At 48.4% G+C, this 22,885-nt stretch carries 22 protein-coding genes; 13 read left to right on the top strand and 9 right to left on the bottom strand.

The genetic code is table 11. From position 1 onward, the window contains the following. Positions 1-27: 27 nt before the first annotated feature. From murC to lpxC, 6 genes are all read left to right on the top strand, one after another. Complete coding sequence (murC, locus tag ACL9RG_RS10045) at positions 28-1,503, top strand: UDP-N-acetylmuramate--L-alanine ligase (RefSeq protein WP_422792458.1); 1,476 nt, start codon at positions 28-30, stop codon at positions 1,501-1,503. Continuing rightward, positions 1,496-2,416, top strand: a complete 921-nt coding sequence (locus tag ACL9RG_RS10040) for a D-alanine--D-alanine ligase (protein WP_422792457.1) — start codon at positions 1,496-1,498, stop codon at positions 2,414-2,416. Before murC ends, ACL9RG_RS10040 begins: the two co-directional genes overlap by 8 nt. Position 2,417: 1 nt before the next feature. Next, on the top strand, positions 2,418-3,254 hold the full coding sequence (gene ftsQ / locus ACL9RG_RS10035; protein WP_422792456.1) for a cell division protein FtsQ: 837 nt from the start codon (positions 2,418-2,420) through the stop codon (positions 3,252-3,254). Beyond that, entirely contained in the window at positions 3,251-4,507 is a 1,257-nt protein-coding gene (gene ftsA / locus ACL9RG_RS10030) for a cell division protein FtsA (RefSeq protein ID WP_422792455.1), read from the top strand. The genes ftsQ and ftsA overlap by 4 nt, the downstream gene beginning before the upstream one ends. A 72-nt stretch (positions 4,508-4,579) precedes the next feature. Continuing rightward, the gene (ftsZ, locus tag ACL9RG_RS10025) at positions 4,580-5,737 is read left to right on the top strand and encodes a cell division protein FtsZ (RefSeq protein ID WP_422792454.1); all 1,158 of its coding nucleotides are present in this window, start codon (positions 4,580-4,582) and stop codon (positions 5,735-5,737) included. Positions 5,738-5,848: 111 nt separating this feature from the next. After that, positions 5,849-6,766, top strand: a complete 918-nt coding sequence (lpxC, locus tag ACL9RG_RS10020; RefSeq protein ID WP_422792453.1) for a UDP-3-O-acyl-N-acetylglucosamine deacetylase — start codon at positions 5,849-5,851, stop codon at positions 6,764-6,766. Positions 6,767-6,778: 12 nt separating this feature from the next. Here lpxC and ACL9RG_RS10015 read toward each other — a convergent pair whose 3' ends face one another. Then, a complete protein-coding gene (locus tag ACL9RG_RS10015) occupies positions 6,779-7,303 on the bottom strand; it encodes a DUF721 domain-containing protein (protein ID WP_422792452.1) in 525 nt (174 codons plus the stop codon). Between the two features lie 27 nt (positions 7,304-7,330). Here ACL9RG_RS10015 and secM point away from each other — a divergent pair, with 27 nt between their 5' ends. The 3 genes from secM to mutT all read left to right on the top strand — a co-directional run bounded on the left by secM (position 7,331) and on the right by mutT (position 11,133). Beyond that, a complete protein-coding gene (secM, locus tag ACL9RG_RS10010) occupies positions 7,331-7,855 on the top strand; it encodes a secA translation cis-regulator SecM (protein ID WP_422792451.1) in 525 nt (174 codons plus the stop codon). A gap of 92 nt (positions 7,856-7,947) precedes the next feature. Next, positions 7,948-10,662 carry a preprotein translocase subunit SecA gene (gene secA, locus ACL9RG_RS10005; protein WP_422792450.1) on the top strand — a complete coding sequence of 905 codons (2,715 nt, stop codon included), beginning with the start codon at positions 7,948-7,950 and terminating at the stop codon, positions 10,660-10,662. Between the two features lie 69 nt (positions 10,663-10,731). After that, positions 10,732-11,133: an 8-oxo-dGTP diphosphatase MutT gene (gene mutT, locus ACL9RG_RS10000; RefSeq protein ID WP_422792449.1), complete on the top strand. Its 402-nt coding sequence runs from the start codon at positions 10,732-10,734 to the stop codon at positions 11,131-11,133. Positions 11,134-11,186: 53 nt separating this feature from the next. On the opposite strand, the gene yacG is transcribed toward mutT, so the two are convergent. The 3 genes from yacG to coaE are packed head-to-tail and all read right to left on the bottom strand — an operon-like array spanning position 11,187 to position 12,771. Continuing rightward, positions 11,187-11,387, bottom strand: a complete 201-nt coding sequence (yacG, locus tag ACL9RG_RS09995; protein WP_422792448.1) for a DNA gyrase inhibitor YacG — start codon at positions 11,385-11,387, stop codon at positions 11,187-11,189. Between the two features lie 9 nt (positions 11,388-11,396). Next, on the bottom strand, positions 11,397-12,149 hold the full coding sequence (zapD, locus tag ACL9RG_RS09990; protein ID WP_422792447.1) for a cell division protein ZapD: 753 nt from the start codon (positions 12,147-12,149) through the stop codon (positions 11,397-11,399). A gap of 13 nt (positions 12,150-12,162) precedes the next feature. Beyond that, positions 12,163-12,771, bottom strand: a complete 609-nt coding sequence (coaE, locus tag ACL9RG_RS09985; RefSeq protein WP_422792446.1) for a dephospho-CoA kinase — start codon at positions 12,769-12,771, stop codon at positions 12,163-12,165. A 306-nt stretch (positions 12,772-13,077) separates the two neighbouring features. Between coaE and ACL9RG_RS09980 the strand changes: the two genes are divergently transcribed. Continuing rightward, positions 13,078-14,121: a GMP reductase gene (locus ACL9RG_RS09980; protein WP_422792445.1), complete on the top strand. Its 1,044-nt coding sequence runs from the start codon at positions 13,078-13,080 to the stop codon at positions 14,119-14,121. A 51-nt stretch (positions 14,122-14,172) separates the two neighbouring features. Here ACL9RG_RS09980 and hofC read toward each other — a convergent pair whose 3' ends face one another. Genes hofC through ppdD form a run of 3 tightly spaced genes read right to left on the bottom strand, consistent with a single transcriptional unit; the run spans position 14,173 to position 17,317 of the window. Then, positions 14,173-15,384 (bottom strand): protein transport protein HofC, encoded by a 1,212-nt coding sequence (gene hofC, locus ACL9RG_RS09975; RefSeq protein WP_422792444.1) that lies wholly within the window; start codon positions 15,382-15,384, stop codon positions 14,173-14,175. Then, positions 15,381-16,871 (bottom strand): type II secretion system protein GspE, encoded by a 1,491-nt coding sequence (gene gspE / locus ACL9RG_RS09970; RefSeq protein WP_422792443.1) that lies wholly within the window; start codon positions 16,869-16,871, stop codon positions 15,381-15,383. The genes hofC and gspE overlap by 4 nt, the downstream gene beginning before the upstream one ends. Next, positions 16,868-17,317: a prepilin peptidase-dependent pilin gene (gene ppdD, locus ACL9RG_RS09965; protein ID WP_422792603.1), complete on the bottom strand. Its 450-nt coding sequence runs from the start codon at positions 17,315-17,317 to the stop codon at positions 16,868-16,870. The genes gspE and ppdD overlap by 4 nt, the downstream gene beginning before the upstream one ends. A 301-nt stretch (positions 17,318-17,618) precedes the next feature. Between ppdD and ampD the strand changes: the two genes are divergently transcribed. Next, a complete protein-coding gene (ampD, locus tag ACL9RG_RS09960) occupies positions 17,619-18,191 on the top strand; it encodes a 1,6-anhydro-N-acetylmuramyl-L-alanine amidase AmpD (RefSeq protein WP_422792442.1) in 573 nt (190 codons plus the stop codon). A 100-nt stretch (positions 18,192-18,291) separates the two neighbouring features. Next, positions 18,292-19,146 (top strand): beta-lactamase regulator AmpE, encoded by an 855-nt coding sequence (gene ampE / locus ACL9RG_RS09955; protein ID WP_422792441.1) that lies wholly within the window; start codon positions 18,292-18,294, stop codon positions 19,144-19,146. Between the two features lie 74 nt (positions 19,147-19,220). On the opposite strand, the gene ACL9RG_RS09950 is transcribed toward ampE, so the two are convergent. Both ACL9RG_RS09950 and ACL9RG_RS09945 read right to left on the bottom strand, forming a co-directional pair. After that, positions 19,221-19,994 (bottom strand): HNH endonuclease, encoded by a 774-nt coding sequence (locus ACL9RG_RS09950; protein ID WP_422792440.1) that lies wholly within the window; start codon positions 19,992-19,994, stop codon positions 19,221-19,223. Between the two features lie 222 nt (positions 19,995-20,216). Next, positions 20,217-21,572: an amino acid permease gene (locus ACL9RG_RS09945; RefSeq protein ID WP_422792439.1), complete on the bottom strand. Its 1,356-nt coding sequence runs from the start codon at positions 21,570-21,572 to the stop codon at positions 20,217-20,219. 429 nt (positions 21,573-22,001) lie between these two features. Here ACL9RG_RS09945 and pdhR point away from each other — a divergent pair, with 429 nt between their 5' ends. After that, complete coding sequence (pdhR, locus tag ACL9RG_RS09940) at positions 22,002-22,772, top strand: pyruvate dehydrogenase complex transcriptional repressor PdhR (protein WP_422792438.1); 771 nt, start codon at positions 22,002-22,004, stop codon at positions 22,770-22,772. The last annotated feature ends 113 nt before the right edge of the window (positions 22,773-22,885 follow it).

The following is a 22,885-nucleotide window of genomic DNA, read 5'->3' as shown; positions in this document are numbered from 1 at the left end:
CGTAACCAGAGAATAGTGAAGAAAAACGTGAATACACAACAATTGGCGAAACTGCGTACCTTCGTGCCCGAGATGCATCGCGTCCGGCACATACACTTTGTTGGCATCGGTGGTGCCGGCATGGGTGGTATCGCCGAAGTGTTGGCAAATGAAGGGTATCAAATTAGCGGTTCGGACCTGGCTCCGAACCCTGTGACGCAGCAATTGTCTGCGTTGGGCGCTCAAATCTATTTTAATCACCGCCCAGAAAACGTATTGGATGCCAGCGTTGTTGTGGTCTCAACCGCTATCTCTGCTGACAACCCTGAGATTGTTGCCGCTCGTGAAGCGCGTATCCCGGTGATACGCCGTGCCGAGATGTTGGCTGAGTTGATGCGTTTCCGTCACGGCATCGCCGTTGCCGGTACGCACGGTAAGACCACTACTACGGCAATGGTAACCAGTATTTATGCTGAGGCCGGATTAGATCCGACTTTTGTTAACGGTGGATTGGTGAAGGCCGCGGGCACTCATGCTCGTTTGGGTTCAAGCCGTTTCCTGATTGCTGAAGCTGATGAAAGCGACGCATCGTTCCTGCATTTGCAGCCGATGGTTGCGATTGTGACGAATATTGAAGCTGACCACATGGACACCTATCAAGGTGACTTTGAGGTACTTAAGCAGACGTTTATTAATTTCTTGCACAATTTGCCGTTCTACGGCCGTGCCGTGATGTGCATTGATGACCCGGTGATCCGTGAGCTGCTGCCACGCGTTGGGCGTCATATCACCACTTACGGTTTCAGCGAAGATGCTGACGTATTTATTGAAGAATATAGCCAGACCGGCTCTCAAGGTCGTTTTACCGTGCGCCGTCAGGACAAAATGCCGATTGAAGTGGTGCTGAATGCACCGGGTCGTCATAACGCGCTGAATGCTGCCGCTGCGATTGCTGTGGCGACGGATGAAGGCATTGACGACGACGCGATTTTGAGTGCATTGGCAGGCTTCCAGGGCACTGGCCGCCGCTTTGACTTCCTCGGTGAATTCCCGCTGGAGCAGGTTAACGGTAAAGCGGGTAAAGCGATGCTGGTTGACGATTATGGCCACCACCCGACTGAAGTTGACGCCACTATTAAGGCGGCACGTGCTGGTTGGCAAGATAAGCGTCTGGTGATGATTTTCCAGCCGCACCGTTATACGCGTACCCGCGATCTCTATGATGATTTCGCTAATGTGTTGTCGCAGGTGGATTTGCTGATCATGCTCGATGTTTATCCTGCCGGTGAAGCTGCAATCCCAGGAGCAGATAGCCGTTCGCTATGCCGCACCATACGCGCACGAGGCAAGCTAGACCCGATTCTGGTTTCTGATATTGATACCGTGCCTGAGAGCCTGGCGCAGGTGTTGAATGCCGATGACCTGGTCTTGGTTCAGGGGGCAGGTAATGTCGGTAAAGTCGCGCGCAAGTTAGCGGATCAAAAATTACAGCCGTTGAAAAAAGGGGAGGAACATCATGTCTGAGAAAGTCGCCGTATTATTTGGCGGAACCTCTGCTGAGCGTGACGTTTCCCTGAATTCTGGCGCTGCTGTGTTGGCTGGACTGAAAGAGGCGGGTATTGATGCGCACGCCATTGATACTAAAACTTTTGATGTTACGCAGTTAAAACAGCAGGGTTTTGAGAAAGTCTTTATCGCCTTGCACGGACGCGGTGGCGAAGACGGCACGCTGCAAGGCACGTTAGAGCAGATTGGTCTGCCGTATACAGGCAGTGGTGTGATGGCCTCTGCGCTGACTATGGATAAATTCCGTACCAAGCTGGTTTGGCAGGCGCTGGGCTTACCGGTAGCACCTTTCGTGGCGTTGAACCGTAAGCAACTTGCCCTGATTGAGCAAGGCCCAATCGCGGAGAACATCGCTAAACTGGGTTTACCGTTGATTGTTAAGCCGAGCCGTGAAGGTTCGAGCGTCGGTATGAGCAAAGTATCGAGTGCTGAGGAGTTGCTCCCGGCATTAGAAGAAGGCTTCCGTCACGACGACAATGTGTTGATCGAAAAATGGTTGAGTGGCCCAGAATATACGGTGGCAATTATTGGTGACAATGTTATGCCCTCTATTCGTATTCAGCCAGCCGGTGTTTTTTATGACTATCAGGCGAAATATATCTCTGATGAGACCCAATATTTCTGCCCAAGTGGGTTAAGCGCTGAGCAAGAAAAACAATTGTCAGAAATTGCGTTACAGGCCTATCAGGCGCTCGATTGCAGCGGCTGGGGACGCGTTGATGTGATGCAAGACAGCGACGGTGGATTCAATTTACTGGAGGTTAATACCTCCCCGGGCATGACCAGCCACAGTTTAGTGCCGATGGCCGCTAAACATGCCGGACTGAGCTTCTCTCAGCTGGTGGCGCGTATTTTGGAGCTAGCCGACTGATATGTCTCAAGCGGCCCTGAATGCTCGTGAGCGTGAATCCGAGGCAACGTCTAGCAATGGACGTCGCAGTAACGGTGTGCAACTGGCGGGGATTGTTTTCCTTCTGCTGGTAGTGGCAACTATCATCTGGAGCACCATAGCGGTGCTGAGTTGGATGGATGATGCCAAGCGTTTACCGCTATCGCAGTTGGTGGTGACCGGCGATCGTCACTACACCACCAATGATGATATCCGTCAGGCGATACTGTCATTAGGTGAACCGGGCACGTTCATGACTCAGGATGTCAATGTTATCCAGCAGCAGATTGAACGTCTGCCGTGGATTAAACAGGTCAGCGTTCGCAAACAATGGCCAAATGAGTTGAAGATTCATTTGGTGGAGTATGTTCCAGTCGCACATTGGAATGATGTGCATATGGTTGATGCTGAAGGTGAATCATTCAGCCTGCCGCTGGAAAGAGTTGCCAAACAGAAAATGCCGCTGCTTTATGGTCCAGAAGGTAGCGAGCAAGATGTTTTACAAGGTTATCAAGAAATTAGTCAGGTGCTGGCTGCAGGTAAGTTCACGGTGAAATCTGTCTCGATGACGGCACGACACTCTTGGCAGGTAACCTTGGATGACGATACCCGCCTTGATCTTGGGCGCGACGATCGTACGGCACGTTTGCAACGCTTTATCGAGCTTTATCCAAGATTCCAGCAACAGGGTGAAGCCGATAAAAAGCGCGTCAGTTATGTCGACTTACGTTATGACTCCGGCGCTGCAGTAGGTTGGGTTCCAGAGTTTATCGATCAGCAAAACAGTAATCAGAATCAGGCACAGGCTAAACAACAATGATCAAGTCAACGGACAGAAAACTGGTAGTTGGGCTGGAGATCGGTACAGCGAAAGTTGCTGCACTGGTAGGGGAAGTTCTGCCTGATGGCATGGTCAATATTATCGGTGTGGGCAGTTGCCCTTCACGCGGCATGGATAAAGGCGGCGTCAATGACCTGGAATCTGTAGTTAAATGCGTACAGCGTGCTATAGATCAGGCCGAATTGATGGCTGATTGCCAAATCTCTTCCGTTTATCTGGCCTTGTCTGGCAAGCATATTAGTTGCCAGAATGAGATAGGGATGGTTCCTATTTCTGAAGAGGAAGTGACGCAGGAAGATGTGGAGAATGTCGTACATACCGCTAAATCGGTACGTGTTCGTGACGAACACCGCGTATTGCATGTTATTCCGCAGGAATATGCCATTGATTATCAGGAAGGTATCAAAAATCCGGTGGGTTTATCTGGCGTGCGTATGCAGGCCAAGGTTCATCTGATTACTTGCCATAATGATATGGCTAAGAACATTGTTAAAGCGGTAGAGCGCTGTGGATTGAAAGTCGATCAGTTAATTTTTGCTGGTTTGGCTTCCAGTTATGCCGTACTTACCGAAGATGAGCGCGAGCTGGGCGTCTGTGTCGTTGACGTTGGTGGTGGCACAATGGATATAGCCGTTTATACCGGCGGTGCATTGCGTCATACTAAAGTTATTCCTTATGCGGGTAACGTAGTGACGAGCGATATTGCTTACGCCTTTGGAACACCTCCAACGGACGCAGAAGCGATTAAAGTGCGTCACGGTTGTGCATTAGGTTCCATCGTCGGCAAAGATGAAAATGTTGAAGTGCCAAGCGTTGGGGGACGTCCTCCTCGCAGCCTGCAACGCCAGACGTTAGCGGAAGTAATAGAACCACGTTATACCGAGTTGCTGAATTTAGTGAATGATGAAATTTTGCAATTGCAGGAGCAGTTACGCCAGCAGGGCGTAAAACATCATCTGGCCGCTGGCATCGTATTAACGGGCGGCGCAGCGCAAATTGATGGTCTGGCAGCTTGTGCGCAACGGGTATTTCATACCCAGGTGCGCATCGGTCAACCTTTGAACATCACCGGGCTGACAGATTATGCGCAGGAACCTTACTACTCTACTGCTGTAGGGCTACTGCACTATGGTAAAGAATCTCACCTTAGCGGTGAGTCAGAAGTGGAAAAACGCGCCTCAGTGAGCACTTGGTTCAAAAAAATCAACAGCTGGCTGAGAAAAGAGTTTTAATGTTTTAACAACGGGATCATGCTGTTACTTATTAATGATCCCGAAGCGACAGGCACAAAACGGAGAGAAACTATGTTTGAACCTATGGAACTTACCAATGACGCGGTGATTAAAGTCATCGGCGTCGGCGGCGGCGGCGGTAACGCCGTAGAACACATGGTGCGTGAGCGCATCGAAGGTGTTGAATTCTTTGCCGTTAACACCGATGCTCAGGCGTTGCGTAAAACGGCTGTAGGCCAGACTATCCAAATTGGTAGCGGTATTACCAAAGGTTTGGGTGCTGGCGCTAACCCTGAAGTTGGTCGCAATTCTGCAGAAGAAGACCGTGAAGCCCTGCGCGCAGCGCTTGAAGGCGCAGATATGGTCTTTATCGCCGCAGGCATGGGCGGCGGTACCGGTACGGGTGCTGCTCCTGTTGTTGCAGAAGTTGCAAAAGATTTAGGTATCCTGACCGTTGCTGTCGTTACTAAGCCTTTCAACTTTGAAGGCAAGAAGCGTATGGCATTCGCTGAACAGGGTATCGCTGAACTGTCCAAGCATGTTGACTCACTGATCACCATCCCGAACGATAAATTACTTAAAGTTCTGGGCCGTGGTATTTCTCTGCTTGATGCATTCGGTGCAGCTAATGACGTTCTGAAAGGCGCAGTACAAGGTATCGCCGAGCTGATCACACGTCCTGGTCTGATGAACGTCGACTTTGCTGACGTGCGCACTGTGATGTCTGAAATGGGTTATGCCATGATGGGCTCAGGCGTTGCTTCTGGCGAAGACCGTGCAGAAGAAGCGGCTGAAATGGCGATCTCCAGCCCACTGCTGGAAGATATCGACCTGTCTGGCGCACGTGGCGTGCTGGTTAACATCACCGCGGGCTTCGACCTGCGTTTGGATGAGTTCGAGACTGTAGGTAACACCATTCGTGCATTTGCTTCTGATAATGCCACCGTGGTTATCGGTACCTCTCTTGACCCAGAAATGAACGATGAGTTGCGTGTTACTGTCGTCGCAACCGGCATCGGCATGGATAAGCGTCCTGAGATCACTTTGGTCACTAATAAGCAGGCGAGCAGCCAGCCAGTTATGGACCATCGCTACCAGCAACACGGTATGACGCCATTGCCGCAGGAAAACAAACCTGCTGCCAAAGTGGTGAACGATCAGAGTACGCAATCGAATAAAGAGCCTGATTATCTGGATATTCCAGCCTTCCTGCGTAAGCAGGCGGACTGATAGCCCGAATATTCTGAAATTTGGGCTTCTTCGCTCTTTGTGCTAAACTGCTCCGCCGACCTTGGTGTATTCTTTGGTCGGTTGGATGGATAACATTGCGAGATTAAAACGATGATCAAACAACGTACATTAAAACGTATCGTTCAGGCGACAGGTGTCGGTTTACATACCGGTAAGAAAGTCACCTTGACTTTGCGACCTGCTGCGGCTAATACCGGGGTCATCTATCGTCGCACTGACTTGAATCCACCGGTCGATTTTCCGGCAGATGCCAAATCCGTGCGTGATACCATGCTCTGTACCTGCCTGGTCAATGAGCATGACGTACGTATTTCGACGGTAGAGCACCTTAATGCTGCATTGGCAGGTTTAGGCATCGATAACATTATTATCGAAGTTGACGCACCTGAAGTGCCGATTATGGATGGGAGTGCCGCACCTTTCGTCTATCTGTTGATGGATGCAGGGATTGAAGAATTGAACTGCGCGAAGAAATTCCTGCGCATCAAAGAAACGGTTCGTGTTGAAGACGGTGATAAGTGGGCTGAATTTAAACCTTACAACGGTTTTAATCTCGACTTTACTATCGACTTCAATCACCCGGCAATTGATGGCAGTTCGCAACGTTACAAAATGGAATTCTCTGCGGAGTCCTTTGTTCGCCAAATTAGCCGAGCCCGAACTTTCGGATTTATGCGTGATATCGAGTATCTGCAGTCACGTGGTTTGTGCCTGGGTGGCAGCTTTGATTGTGCCATTGTTGTGGATGATTACCGCGTGCTTAACGACGATGGCCTGCGTTTTGAAGATGAATTCGTTCGTCACAAAATGTTGGATGCTATCGGTGACCTGTTTATTTGTGGCCACAATATCATTGGCGCGTTCACCGCGTTCAAATCTGGTCATGCACTGAACAACAAGTTATTGCAAGCTGTATTAGCTAAGCAGGAAGCCTGGGAATATGTCACCTTCCAGGATGAAGCTGAAATGCCTGTGGCATTCAAAGCGCCTTCCACAGTATTGGCTTAATCGGTACTGATATTACTTATTACGACTGGCTGGTTTGGTACTCTCTCCGGCCAAGTTAGCCAGTCGTTCTAATGCCTTTCTTAGTTTTTCCGGACTTCTGCTCGCAAGACCTCGTAATTCTTCCGCACTTTGCTCACTTAACTGTCTAACCGGCGTTTTTTCACTGGCTGATTGGTTACTTTTTGAGGTGTTTTGCGAAATGTTTTCCATTTTCGCCATCAGCGAGGGATTAATCCTGATGTCGATTGAAGACAATGATGGTAATATTTGCCCTCGAAGTGCAGAGAGCAATGCCGGTTGTTCATAACGTAACCGCATCATCCAGCTAGCATTAGCCACCTCTAGCACTAATACACCCTGACGATAATTTGCTACGCGGCAACAGCTTTGCATAGGCGCAGGTAAAAGACTTTTCACAGCGCGATTGAGCTTGAGTAGAGCGGCCGCGCGTTGCTGAACAACTCGTAGTGGACTTTTGTCTGCTGCACTGGCGTCGTCGAACAGGATATCTAATAATTGTGGGCGGCTATTACGCATTGACGAGCTCCGGCGGATTCTAAACTTGTGATTGGTATTCTAAATCGTTGGCGACAATTTGGCAGAAGGTATTTCTGGCCGCATCTCCTATTGGGGATGGTCGCGGCGAGCCTTGGCGTCTCGACAAGTTTGTCAGCTTCTGAGCTAGCGACCACATCAAGTACGTCGTGCAGTCTAAACCGTCTTAACATTGGGAGTACAGGGCTAAGTAACCTTGCTCTGCTTCAGGCGCATCGCCGCCCAGGTTATGGCGTTGATTATTGGCAGCAGCATGCGCTGCGCACGGTTATTCGCCACCTCTCTTTTGCTATGGCTCCACCGGTAAATTATACCGTTGCGCCTTTAGCTGTTGCTGCTGAAGTTGAACCATTACACGTACAGCAGCTAGCGCTACTCCATACGCTTAATGCGCTGCTTACTCACGAATCTCGTCCGGTAACTATTGCCTCTTCTGGGCCGCATTACGTCATCCCGTCTTCGCAAACATATCAGCCGGGCTTATGGCTGGCGCAGAAGAAAGGCATTCGTGCCGGGCCTTTCTCTCTGATTTAAAATATATTTTCCTTTTGGGTCACCGATTCGATCCAGCTAAAATGATTAATAAATAGTGGCTGCGCCAGCAGCCTCCAAGAGATATTAGAATTATGTTAACTAAAATTTTGACCAAAGTTTTTGGTAGCCGTAACGACCGTACATTGCGTCGTATGCGTAAAGTGGTTGATCAAGTCAACCGTCTGGAACCTGAAGTTCAAAAACTGACTGACGATCAGTTAAAAGCGAAAACCAATGAATTCCGCGCGCGTCTGGAAAAAGGCGAAGCGTTGGAAAGCCTGATTCCTGAAGCCTTTGCTGTCGTACGTGAGTCAAGTAAGCGCGTGTTTGGTATGCGTCACTTTGACGTACAATTGCTAGGCGGCATGGTGCTCAACGAGCGTTGTATCGCTGAGATGCGTACCGGTGAAGGTAAAACGCTGACCGCAACTCTGCCAGCGTATCTGAATGCGCTGAGCGGTAAAGGTGTTCACGTTGTTACCGTCAATGACTATCTGGCCCAGCGTGATGCGGAAAACAACCGCCCACTGTTTGAATTCCTAGGTCTGAGCATCGGTATCAACCTGCCAGGTATGCCGGCACCGGCTAAGCGTGAAGCTTATGCTGCTGATATTACCTATGGTACCAACAACGAATACGGTTTCGACTACCTGCGTGACAACATGGCTTTCAGCCCGGAAGAGCGCGTCCAGCGTAAACTGCACTACGCGCTGGTGGATGAGGTTGACTCCATCTTGATCGATGAAGCTCGTACCCCTTTGATTATCTCCGGCCCGGCTGAAGATAGCTCTGATATGTATATCCGAGTCAATAAACTGATCCCGCAACTGATTCGTCAGGAAAAAGAAGATTCAGACACCTTCCAGGGTGAAGGCCACTTTTCTGTTGATGAAAAAGCGCGTCAGGTTCACCTGACTGAACGCGGCCTGATCCTGATTGAAGAACTGATGATGGAAGCGGGCATTATGGATGAGGGCGAATCACTGTATTCCCCGTCCAATATTATGCTGATGCACCACGTGACAGCGGCGCTGCGTGCGCACGTGCTGTTTACCCGTGATGTTGACTACATTGTGAAAGATGGCGAAGTGATCATCGTTGATGAACACACCGGCCGTACCATGCAAGGTCGCCGCTGGTCCGATGGTCTGCACCAGGCTGTGGAAGCAAAAGAAGGCGTGGAAATTCAGAACGAGAACCAAACGCTGGCTTCCATCACCTTCCAGAACTACTTCCGCCTGTACGAAAAACTGGCCGGTATGACCGGTACTGCGGACACCGAAGCCTTTGAATTCAGCTCAATCTATAAGCTGGATACTATTGTTGTGCCAACTAACCGCCCAATGCAGCGTAAAGACCTGCCTGATTTGGTCTACATGACTGAAATGGAAAAAATTGGTGCGATTATTGAAGACATCAAAGAGCGTTCGAGCAAAGGGCAGCCGATTCTGGTTGGTACTGCGTCGATTGAAAAATCTGAAGTTGTCTCTGCTGAGCTGACCAAAGCTGGGATTGCACACAGCGTCTTGAACGCCAAATTCCATGCTAAAGAAGCAGATATCGTTGCACAGGCAGGCCAACCAAGCCGTGTAACCATCGCGACTAACATGGCTGGCCGTGGTACTGACATTGTATTGGGTGGCAGCTGGCAGGTTGAGATTGAAAACCTGGGCGAAGCAGTGACTGAAGAACAAATCGCCAGTATCAAAGAAGCATGGAAGATTCGCCATGAAGCCGTATTGGCATCAGGTGGTTTGCATATCATTGGTACTGAGCGCCACGAATCTCGCCGTATCGATAATCAGTTGCGCGGCCGTGCGGGTCGTCAGGGTGATGCGGGTTCTTCACGCTTCTACCTGTCAATGGAAGACCAATTGATGCGTATCTTCGCTTCTGACCGCGTTGCGGGCATGATGCGTAAACTGGGGATGAAGCCAGGCGAAGCAATTGAGCATCCTTGGGTTACTAAGGCCATCGGTAACGCACAGCGTAAAGTTGAAAGCCGTAACTTCGATATTCGTAAGCAGTTGCTGGAATATGATGATGTTGCCAACGATCAACGTCGTGCTATCTACAGCCAACGTAATGAACTGCTCGACGTATCTGATGTAAGCGAAACTATTACTAGCATTCGTGAGGATGTGTTTAAGGCGACAATCGATAGCTGCATTCCTCCACAATCTCTGGAAGAAATGTGGGATATCGAAGGTCTGGAACAGCGTCTGAAAAACGACTTTGAGCTCGAGATGCCAATTTCAGAATGGCTGGAAAAAGAGCCTGAATTGCATGAAGAGACGTTGCGTGAACGTATTCTGCAACTGGCTAAAGAGTCTTATGCTGCCAAAGAAGAAGTGGTTGGCGTTGAGATGATGCGTAACTTTGAAAAAGGCGTGATGTTGCAAACGCTGGATTCTTTGTGGAAAGAGCATCTGGCGGCGATGGACTATCTGCGTCAAGGTATCCATTTACGTGGCTACGCGCAGAAAGATCCAAAGCAGGAATATAAGCGCGAATCTTTCGCTATGTTCGCCTCAATGCTTGAGTCGCTGAAGTACGAAGTAGTCAGCGTGTTGAGCAAAGTTCAGGTACGTATGCCAGAAGAAGTGGAAGCGATGGAAGAGCAACGTCGTGAAGAAGCTGAACGTTTGGCGCAGCGTCAATTTTTGAGCCATCAGGAAGTGTCGCTGCTCGAAGATGAAAGCGAAAGTTCAGCGGCTTCTGGTGAGCGCAAAGTTGGCCGTAACGATCCATGTCCTTGTGGTTCAGGCAAAAAATACAAACAGTGCCACGGACGTTTGCAGAAGTAAGCAAACGTAAGGCAAGCAGGGCGGCTAATCACCGCCCTTTTTTACGCATATTCTTTAAGGGGAAGTAACGTGTCAGTCAAACAGCTGAATATCTCCGTTGGCGTTATTCGTAACGATAAAAATGAAATCTTTATCACTCAGCGCGGTGGTTCTTCACATATGGCCGGTTTTTGGGAATTCCCAGGCGGCAAAATTGAAGCGGGAGAAACGCCGGCCGAAGCTCTGATTAGAGAATTGTTTGAAGAGACGGGTATTGAAGTCAGTGAGCCGCAATTTCTCCATACCTTATCGCACCACTATCCAGATCGTGTTGTTAACCTACACTTTTTCTTGGTGGAGAACTGGGCAGGAGAGCCTTACGGTAAAGAGGGACAACCTATGCGTTGGGTGAGTCAGTTCGAACTGAAAGATGAAGATTTCCCAGAAGCCAATGTGCCAATGGTTCGTGCTCTGAAAAATAATGAAATTTAAAAAGTTACATAACAATAAGGGCCTTACGGCCCTTTTACTTGCCCTTTAGCACCTTACTTAATATCGTCCTCGCTCCACTCGTCGAGTTCGTTGATATCGCCTTTGCTAGGGATACGTTTTTCTTCATCCGCCCATTCTCCCAGATCGATCAACTGGCAGCGTTTGCTACAGAAAGGACGATAGGGACTCTGTTCACCCCAAACAACCTGTTTACTACAAGTTGGACAGTTCACTTCTACGATGTCGGTACTCATGTGCAGCTCCTAGCAGCAGGCAAGTTCAAAAGTAAGTCTGGCTGGAACCTGGCCCTTTTCGCTATCGAGTGGCAAGAAGCGAATGGCGTAACGGGTTTTGTGACCAGAAACTTGCGGGTAAAGCTGATTATCCAAAGACAAGCGTAATCGAAGCAGGTCAGCACCTTCCGCATTATCTTGGAAAAAACCATTCAGGCTGATGTGTTGGCGGAACGGTGCAGCCTGGCGAATCAAGTCCAGCACGCTGGTTAAGGCTTTATTGAGCGGTTGTAAGCCATTTAACCATTCCTGAACATCACGATCGCGCTGCAATTGTGGCTGATGTAGCCAGATATGCAGGGTAGGCAAATCAAAACTACAGCAGCCACCAGGGATACCCAAACGCTGACGCACCAGGGCGATAAGTCGGTCTTCTCTTAATGCCTGACCGATACGTGGTGCCGCCATCAACGTGGTAGCTGTCTGTTTGAGTTCCTGGCGCAAGCCATCGACGACTGACATATCTACACCAGGTAGGTCAGCCCATGACAATAACTTCTGTTGTTGGCGTTCCAGCTCTTTTAGAAGCTCGGTACGCATCTCGCCACGCTCAAGTACATCGAGTAGATCTGACGCGGTGCGGAAAAAAATCAGCGCGGAAGATATTGAGCTTATTTGATTGTTGGCATGTAACTGTTGCAATAAGAATTCAATCCGCAGCCAGGTGCGCATTTTTTCATTTAAAGGATGTTCAAAGAGAACGGTAGAAACCACATCACTCATTGTTGGCAATATCCTATCGTGGCACTGAAGCCGCTAATTTCAGATAACAATTATGTAATGCCTTAACACGGGGTTCGATCGTGTCAGGAGTACTATTGTTATCGATTATGTCGTCGGCATAGGCCAGTCGCTGTGGCCTTGAAACCTGCGCACTAATAATTTGTTGAGCTTGTTGTAAGCTCACGTTATCTCTTTTCGTGGTTCGTGATAGCTGAATTTCAGGCGTAACATCTACCACAAGTACCCGATTAGCCTTGGATTGTAATCCATTTTCTACCAGTAGCGGCACAACCCAAAGTATATAGGGGGCCGATGCTTCGCGGAAAATTTGCTGCGTTCTTGCGTGAATTAATGGATGTAGAAGATTATTAACCCATTGTTTATCTTCGCTATTGTTGAATATTTTTTCACGCAGTAACGGACGGTTCAATGAGCCGTCAGAATGAATAATTTGTTTACCAAATCGTTGAGCTAATGCCTCCAATGCCGGTTCGCCTGGTTGTACGACTTCGCGAGCAATAACATCAGCATCGACAATAGCGGCTCCTCTCGTCGCAAAAGCGTTGGCGACAGTACTTTTGCCGCTGCCAATACCTCCGGTCAACGCAACGATATAGCTCATAGTTTAGCTCTGAAATGATTCATTAAATGTGTCCATCATAGTCCAAGATGCGCCGATGTGAGCTGGTTAATGCCGGGATCTCAACGTCGCCTGATTAAATGATAAAGAGATCGACGATAAGTGCAAGCCGCGACAGTCGCGCTTTTCTTATGTTGTGCTACAGCGCTACACAAAAGCAAAGTAAGAAAATGCCCCTTGCCGTGTAGCCATTCTTGAGTATGATAAAACCACTGGAAATGGTGCAATTTTTAAACCCACTGGCGATATTTTCACATCGTCTTAGCCCAAACCAGGACAAATCAAGCCATGCGTATTGAAGAAGATCTGAAGCTCGGTTTCAAAGATGTTTTAATCCGCCCTAAGCGCTCAACCCTCAAAAGCCGTTCTGAAGTTGAATTAGAACGTACCTTTACCTTCAAACACTCTGGCTATAGCTGGACTGGCACGCCCATTATCGCAGCTAATATGGATACGGTGGGGACGTTCCGTATGGCGGAAGTGCTGGCAAGCTTCGGTTTATTGACGGCAGTCCATAAACATTACAGCGTCGAACAATGGCAGGCCTTTATTACGACACATGACGAACCCGTGTTGCGCCATGTTATGGTCTCAACCGGGACATCTGATGCTGACTTCGTTAAATTGCAGCAGATTTTGGCTTTATCGCCATTGTTAAAATTTATCTGTCTCGATGTCGCTAACGGCTACTCCGAACATTTCGTTGCGTTCCTGCAACGCGTGCGTGAAGCCTATCCAAATAAAGTGATCTGTGCGGGTAATGTCGTGACTGGTGAAATGGTCGAGGAGCTGATCCTCTCCGGTGCTGATGTGGTAAAAGTGGGTATTGGCCCTGGCTCAGTTTGTACGACCAGAGTGAAAACCGGCGTAGGTTATCCTCAGCTGTCTGCGGTGATCGAATGTGCTGATGCGGCGCATGGTCTGGGCGGACAAATTGTTAGTGATGGCGGTTGCGCGGTTCCTGGTGACGTTGCCAAAGCATTCGGTGGCGGAGCAGATTTTGTGATGCTTGGCGGTATGCTGGCAGCGCATGAAGAGTGTGAAGGTACCGTTGTTGAAGAGAACGGCGACAAATTTATGTTGTTCTACGGGATGAGCTCAGAGTCTGCGATGAAACGCCACGTTGGCGGTGTTGCCGAATATCGAGCGGCGGAAGGTAAAACCGTTAAGCTGCCGTTGCGAGGCCCGGTTGACAATACCGTGCGGGATATTCTCGGTGGGCTGCGTTCAGCATGCACCTATGTCGGCGCAGAACGGTTGAAAGAGCTGACTAAACGCACCACCTTTATTCGTGTAGCAGAGCAGGAAAACCGTCTGTTCGGCAGTAACTGATCGTCTGCGAAATCGTCTATGAACATCATGCGGTAGCAAATTCTGCTACCGCTATCCCATTGCCGACCCCATATGAAAGATCGGCAAATACATCGCAATAACCAGCCCACCGACAATGACCCCCATTATCACCATCATCATTGGTTCGAGCATCTCGGCCAGATTATCTGTCAGTTCGTTAGCCTGTTGATTATGCCACTGGGCCAGTTTTTCTAGCAGCACATCTAGCGACCCTGACTCTTCACCAATGCGCACTAGCTGCTGGCATAGCGGTGGGAAGAGCGGTGAATCTCTTAACGCAATATGTAGCGCGATACCTTGCATTAACTGCGTTTTCGCAGCATCAATAGCCTGCTGAAAATGTAGGTTGGAGGCAGATTGTGCAGCGGCAGTCAGCCCTGCACTCAGCGTCATACCTGCGTGCTGTGTCAGCACCAAGGTTTGAAACAACTGCGATAGGTTGCTATGACTGATTAATCTACCGAGGACGGGTAAGCGCAGCATCAGCTGTTGTTCGCGCCATTGCCACTGTTTCTGTGGATGCCAATAGCGTAAATAGCCGCTACATAGCAGGCCGAGCAGTAAGCCGAGATAAGGCCCGTAATGAATGAGTATGCCGGACAAGGTAATCAAAGCCTGAGTAAACCAAGGGAGTTTTGCACCAAAAGAGGCGTAGATTTTAGCAAATTCTGGCAGCACCATAGTTAGCATCAGCAAGGTTACCAGCAAGGCAATAACGCTTACGATCAGCGGATAGCGCAACGCCTTTTTGACTTTGGCTTGTAGCCTGCTTTGTTGTTCTTGCTGTAACGCCAGCTGTAAGCAGCAGTTTTCTAGCTGGCCGGTCAGTTCGCCAATAGAAATAACCTGGCGAAAGATATTGGGGAAGACCTGAGGATATTCCTTAAGCACCTGTGATAGCGGTTGGCCTTGCTTTACTGCTTTGGATATTTCAATGAGTACACATGCCCACGCTGGTTTAGGATGATCTTTTGCCAGCAGCTCCAGGCTATTGACCAACGGTAAACCGGTTTGTAGCAGAGTGGCAAGCTGTCTGATAAAGGCGATGCGTTCTGTACCTTGCCAATATTGTCGATTCAGCTTTTGTCTACTTTTTACCGAGATGGGTTGCATCCCGGCAAGCGTGAGCTGTTGCAATACGCGTTGTGGATTTTCGGCAATGCTGTCACCAAAGTGCAGATTGCCTGGCCCATCTATCGCCTGCCAGTGAAATAAGCGTAGACGTTGAGAAGCCCGGTTCATGATTCGCTATTTTCCCCGATCACTCGATATAGCTCCTCTAACGAGGTGACTCCTTGTTCAACTAACGCCATTCCTGCATCAAATAAACTAATTTGGTGTTGCTGGCGCGCAATGTCTCGCAGTTGCTTACTATTACTGCCGGATACCAACGCATTTTGTAGCTCTGTGCTAATTTGCAATATTTCGTAAATCCCCACTCTTCCGTAATAACCAGAAAAGCAGCGATCACATCCTACTGCCTGCCACACTTCTTGCTGGCGCGGTTGGCCATTGGATTCAATACCGACGATATGTTGGTGTGGTTGGCGGCAATGTGGGCAAAGTTTACGAACCAGCCTTTGGGCAATGACTAATCGCAGACTGGCGGCGATGTGGTAACCCTCAACGCCCATCTGCCCCAGACGGCTTAAAGTATCAATAGTCGAGTTGGTATGCAGCGTGGATAAAACTAAATGCCCGGTTTGTGCGGCTTTCACCGCAATATCGGCCGTTTCGCTGTCGCGTATCTCACCAACCATGATCACATCAGGATCTTGGCGTAGAAGAGCACGTAGTACTTTGGCAAAGTTGAGATCGGTTTTGATGTTGATCTGCGTTTGGTTGATCCCGCTAACCGGGATTTCAATCGGATCTTCGACACTACAAATATTACGCTCTGGGGTATTGAGATACCTTAACCCGCTGTACAGCGTAACCGTTTTGCCACTACCGGTCGGCCCGGTAACTAAAATTAAGCCTTGTGGTGTATTCAGCGCATTGAGATAGTTTTTAAGATCCTCCGTCGATAGCCCCAACTGTTCCATTGATAAATCCTGCTGAGTCATATGCAGGATCCTCAGTACAATTTTTTCACCGTGTTGCGTTGGCAGGGTGGCGATACGCATGGAATAGCGCTGGTTATCCAAGGCAACCGAGAGTTGACCATCTTGCGGCAAACGGCGCTCCGCCACATTGAGTTGCCCCATAATCTTCAGTCGCGCACATAGGCTCGCCGCCAGTGAAAAGTCGGGGCTCGGTAGAACCTGTAATACTCCATCAATACGGACTCTTATCCGAATGTGATTTTCATAACTTTCAATGTGAACATCCGAAGCTCGCCGCATAATAGCCATCTTCAATGTTTGGTTGATAAAGGTGACGACCGGCGTTTCATTATCATTTTCCAACCCTTCATGCGCTTGTGGCTCGGCGCTAGCTGATGCTTCAGCGGAAGAACCGGCTTGTTGCATGGCTTGTTCTATTCGGGCTGGTGGCCATTGCTCAATATCAACTTTCAACCCGCTTGCAAAGCGCAAAGCTTCCGCCAGTTGGCTAATCTCAGGCATATCCTCAGGACAGGCGATTCGTACTCGATATGAGTCGTTGGTTAAAAAGATGGCGCGATAACGATGACAGACTTCAGATAGCGTTGCCTGGAGTTCGCGTTGTGCCTGTACATTTCGTTTACTGGCGGGGGCTATTTTGGGGCTTATTGATGGCGCGTTCATTTGCTGTCACCGGTATCACCGAAGTGGAAGACTTGTTTGCACGCGTCGGCCATTCCTTCGTTGGTCGCGTTGCTACAGCTGCGCTGCCAGCTAAGTTCGCCGCTTTTGGTATTGACCTTTGGCGTCATGACCACGGTTAATCCATTTAGCGTCTGTTGCCCGATAAGTGAGATAACCCCAGCTTTTACTGCCACAGAACTGGTGTAGCGCGATGACTTATTGTCTGGGATGCTTTGTACGCCATTTTCACACACGCTCAATGTACCGCGATCAATGCTACAAAGTTCGACGGCGGTTTTATAAGGCACCATCGTTTGCAGCATATCGGTGAGCGCCGCTTTTTGGGTGTAGGTTTGGTAGGCAGGAATGCCAATTGCGCTGAGGATACCAATAATGCCAATCACGACCATTAATTCGATCAGCGAGAATCCCTGTTGTTGCATGATATGTCTCCTTTCCTTGAGATAGATAATTGCCCTGGTGATGGCTCAGGAAAGTTAGCCTAGTCGTCAGCCAACCACCAGACTGAGGTTTTGGCGTTGCGCGACATCACGCAAAATAAAAAGTGGGTCGACAAGTGATACAGAAAAATTGCGAGAGGTTTGGAAAATTGAACCTTCAATGCGGTTACTCAAGATGAAGGGCTAAAACGTTGAAATGGCAGATTGGACGAGTTGGAAAACATGCTAACCTGTGGTTAGGATTACTATTACCTAATAATAAAATGAGTCTGTAGTGAGGTCAGTGATGCAGTTAGAACAAGGATGGATTATCGGTGCCAGGCGAGTTATCTCTCCTCATTACGACTCTCGTCCTGAAGATGAAATCCCTTCATTACTCGTTATCCACAATATAAGTTTGCCGCCGGGTAAATTTGGTGGGCCTTACATTGATCAGCTATTTACCGGTACGCTAAACCCGGATGATGATCCTTTCTTTGAGCAAATTAAACATCTGCGTGTCGCGGCACATTGTCTCATCCGTCGAGATGGTGAACTGGTGCAGTATGTCGCCTTCGATAAACGTGCCTGGCATGCGGGGGTATCGAACTGGCAAGGCCGTGAGCGCTGCAATGATTTTTCGATAGGTATTGAACTGGAAGGGACTGACGATCGGCCCTTTACTGATGCGCAATATCAATGCCTGAGCGAAGTGACTGATTTGTTGATCGATAACTATCCGATTACACTTGACCAGATTACGGGGCACAGTGATATCGCTCCGGGACGTAAAACCGATCCTGGCCCGGAGTTCGATTGGCTTCGTTATCGTGCGACATTGAATGTTGTGAACAATACATTCAATGTTCTGGATAAATAGTCTATCAATCAATTTGTTATGAATTAATAAGTCGTAAATTTTCAGCGCATTAAGCCTGGTTTTTACTTGGTAAGCAGTCATAAGAGAGAGTGGCGATCACATGACGTTATTTACTTTATTGCTGGTCTTGGCCTGGGAGCGTTTGTTTAAGCTCGGTGAACATTGGCAACTGGATCATCGTTTTGAACGAGTATTTCGTTGGGGGCATCAGACGTCTCTGGCTAAAACCCTGGCAATAATCATTATTTGGATGGCGATCATTTGGGCATTATTGCGTACGGTAGACGGGATAATGTTTGGTGTACCACATCTGGTGTTATGGGTGGTTATTGGCCTGTTATGTATCGGTGCAGGGATTATGCGCAAACATTATCGTGCTTATCTTAAGTCTGCCCGCCAAAACGACGTTGATGCCTGCTCACAGATGGCTGAAGAACTGGCTTTGATACACGGTTTGCCGATTGACTGTACACAAGAAGACCGCTTACGCGAGTTACAGAATGCGTTGTTGTGGATTAACTTCCGCTATTATATCGCCCCGATATTTTGGCTGATGGTAGCAGGTCCTTATGGCCCGATTGCGCTAGGAGGATACGCGGCATTGCGTGGCTACCAGACCTGGTTAGCACGCCATTCGACACCGCTAAAACGTGCGAAGTCTGGTGTAGACAGCATCCTGCATATTCTCGATTGGGTGCCTGTACGCTTGGTCGGCGTGGCTTATGCTTTGATTGGGCATGGTGAAAGAGCCTTGCCAGCCTGGTTTGCCTCTTTGGGCGATATCCACTCTTCGCAATATCAGGTACTGACTCGATTAGCGCAGTTCTCACTGGCGCGAGATACTCATATCGACCCGGTGCAGACCCCACGTTTAGCGGTCAGCATGGCGCGCAAAGTGACCATCATTAGTTTGGTGGTAGTCGCATTACTGACGATTTATGGCACGTTGATGTAGTGACTATGTTTAGACAATCATAATGAGAAGAGGGCGCAGAATATTGTATGACTGCGCCTTTTTTGTCTCTGTGCTTATTCATTACCGCTCAAGAAAATGTTTTCTCTGTGGTAGGCCAGTTGCTTATCATCTGGCAAATACCGCACGGGTAAACGCAGTCGCTTTCCTTCATATTTGGCGAAGTTTTCTTCGCTGATAGAACTTTTTAACTTCTTGATCTGCGGTGATAACACCATTTCAAGATGTTCGTTGAAGGTCATTAAGCCGCGGTCGAAGGCTTTGTCATGCAGGCTGGATAGGCACAGCCCATTACTTGGGTTTAAGCGATGTTCAACGCTGTGACTCCACGGACGAATGTGGCTGGCAATTAATAACGCGGGTTCTTCTAATTCAGTCAGGCAGCAGCGATGCTCGTAGGCTTCCAACACGTGTTTGCGGAATAATTGTTGATCGACGCGTGCTCTGATAATTGTTGTTCTTTCTCTGCCGCTAAAATCTTTTATCTCACTGTCATGCAATGTTAATTCTGGAGCAGGTTTTTCGAAATACTGCATTGCCTGTTGACACTTTTGGGTAAAAACGTCGGCATTTTGATCCATTTCTATCCAGAGTTCACGGTCTGCATTGGATGCCCCTTTTAATCCGCTTCTCCCCGATTCAATAATAAACGGGTCCAGGCTAGCTATATTGACCAGTTTCATAGCGAGTGCTGAGGGGGTTCTCCCAATCAGATTGGCGTAGTGGATAATATCGGGGTTTCTGGCGTGGAGTTTGCCAAAAGGGATTTGGCTATACAAAGTAAAAGCGACCAGTAATTGCTCGTGTGTCCAGCGGTTGACAGCAGCCATGCGAATATCATCCAGATGTTAGCGCATCATGTTATCGATTTAGCTAACTATGCCAGGCTAGCTTAAGAAAACCTACTGTGTCTCTCTATGTCTCTTATATTTATCGGTATTGGGTGAGTTGCTAACAAACAAAACGCCCGATAATTGCTTACCGGGCGTTTGATTCATGCGCGCAGAGTATTGAGTAAATACATCCGCTATAGATTTTTCACGCTGGTCGTTTTATTTATTGGCTTTGCCTTTGAACCAATAACCGACTGCCAATATCAGCAGCCATACCGGAAGAATAATCACCGAGATACGAATGCCCGGCGTCATATACATGATAATCAAGATAAAGCAGACAAACGCCAGGCAAATATAGTTACCCAATGGATAAAGTAATGCTTTGAACTTGGTGGTAACGCCTTCACGCTCTTTGGCCTGACGAAATTTCAAGTGAGCTAAACTTATCATCGCCCAGTTGATAACCAGCGCAGAGACTACCAACGCCATCAACAGCTCAAAGGCTTTGCCCGGCATTACGTAGTTAATCAATACGCACAGCGCTGTGGCCAAGGCTGAAATGCCAATCGCCACAATTGGCACACCGCGACGGTCGACTTTTAATAGCGATTTTGGCCCGTTACCTTGCTTAGCAAGACCGAATAACATGCGGCTATTGCTATAAACACAGCTGTTATAAACCGACAGCGCCGCTGTTAGTACCACGATATTTAGGATGGTCGCGACAACATTGCTATCTAACGCATGGAAAATCAGGACGAACGGACTGCCGCCTTCGACGACTTTACCCCATGGATAGAGAGAAAGCAGGATAGCCAAAGAACCAATATAGAAAATCAGAATACGATAAATAACCTGATTGGTCGCTTTTGGAATACTGCGTTCAGGATCGGCCGCTTCTGCTGCGGTGATACCGACTAATTCCAAGCCACCAAAGGAGAACATAATTACGGCCATTGCCATAACTAATCCCTGAACACCGTTCGGGAAGAAGCCACCTTGCGCCCACAGATTGGTGACGGTTGCTTCTGGGCCGCCGTGGCCGCTGGCGAGTAACCAGGCACCAAAGACTATCATGCCGACAATAGCGACCACTTTGATAATCGCAAACCAAAACTCCATCTCACCGTACATCTTGACGTTGCTAAGATTGATGACATTGATTAGCACGAAGAAAGCGAGTGCAGAGACCCAGGTTGGGATCTCTGGCCACCAATATTGTACGTAAATCCCGACGGCTGACAGTTCTGCCATTGCCACCAGAACGTAAAGTACCCAGTAATTCCAGCCAGATGCGAAGCCTGCAAAATTACCCCAGTATTTAAAAGCAAAATGACTAAAGGAACCGGCAACCGGCTCTTCTACAACCATTTCTCCAAGTTGGCGCATGATTAAAAAAGCAATCAATCCACCAATGGCATAACCCAAAATAACCGAAGGCCCGGCCATTTTAATGGTCTGAGCAATACCCAGAAAAAGTCCGGTACCGATGGCACCGCCTAAAGCAATTAGCTGAATATGTCGGTTCTTGAGGCCGCGCTTCAGTTCATCGCCTTTTTGCCGATCATCCATTTTCTATCCTCTGTTTCTAATACGCCGAGCAGGAAACCCTACAGGGCTATTTTTATGATGTAAGGCAATGATTACACCTGATGTATCCAATTATTTACGGTTGCCATAGGTAAAAAAATTAGCACGGCCTACCGTTTTGCCAAGAATAATGATAAGCGGCGAAGTTTGCATCTGCTTTATTCGCTAATTGTCTAACTAATAAACAAATCATGCGAAATTGTGATGATATCTTCAAAATGTGAGGGTTAGCACAGCAAAAATAGAGATGATAATTTTTTGTTAAAAGGTGCCCGGCAAAGGGGTTTTAGAAAGGCATGATATGGACACTCGGTAAATACTTTGTTACTTTACGGCCACGATTTATTAAATTGGTATTACCAATTTACTCCGCCCGGTAAAACGCAAAAAAAAGGCAGGCGCAATAGGTACATGGCCTACAGCAAAATTCGACAGCCAAAGCTATCCGATGTGATCGAGAAACAGCTTGAATCTTTGATCCTTGAAGGGACATTGCGCCCCGGCGAAAAGCTATTGCCTGAACGTGAGCTGGCGAAGCAGTTCGATGTTTCGCGGCCTTCGTTACGTGAAGCTATCCAGAGCCTAGAGGCGAAAGGATTGCTGTTGCGCCGCCAAGGCGGGGGCACATTTGTGCAAACTAATCTATGGCAGAGCGTTAGCGATCCGCTAACTGAGTTACTCGCCGACCATCCTGAATCACAATTTGATCTGCTGGAGACGCGTCATGCGCTCGAGGGGATTGCTGCTTATTATGCTGCGCTACGAGGCACCGATGAGGATATTCAACGTATCCGTGATTGCCATGTAGTGATTCAGCAGGCACAAGATAGCGGCGACCTTGATGCAGAAGCCGATGCGGTTATGCAGTATCAAGTCGCTGTAACAGAAGCAACACATAATGTGGTTCTACTGCATCTGCTCCGCTGTATGGGGCCGATGCTTGAAAAGAATGTTCGACAAAACTTTGAACTGCTTTATTCACGCCGTGAAATGTTGGCAATGGTGAGCAGTCACCGCGCCAGGATTTTTGAGGCAATTGTTGCGCGTGAGCCTGAGAAGGCACGCGAAGCATCACATCGCCACTTGGCATTTATTGAAGAAGTTTTGCTGGATCTCACCAGAGAACACAGTCGCCGGGATCGATCATTAAGGCGTCTGCAGCAGCGTAGGGATGAAATCTAACCTTTGGGTTAAATTTTAGCTCTTATTGATTGAGAGTGCGCAGCATCTAAACTGGCGGGCCTGTCTTCGTGTGTTGATATATCTATGACAGCACAGGAAGACAGGCTCCAGAT

Origin of the sequence: Rouxiella sp. Mn2063 (assembly GCF_049319665.1) — a bacterium.
GTDB lineage: Bacteria > Pseudomonadota > Gammaproteobacteria > Enterobacterales > Enterobacteriaceae > JBMOUD01.
Note: the sequence above shows the minus strand (reverse complement) of the source record. Positions and strands in the feature narration are given on the sequence as shown.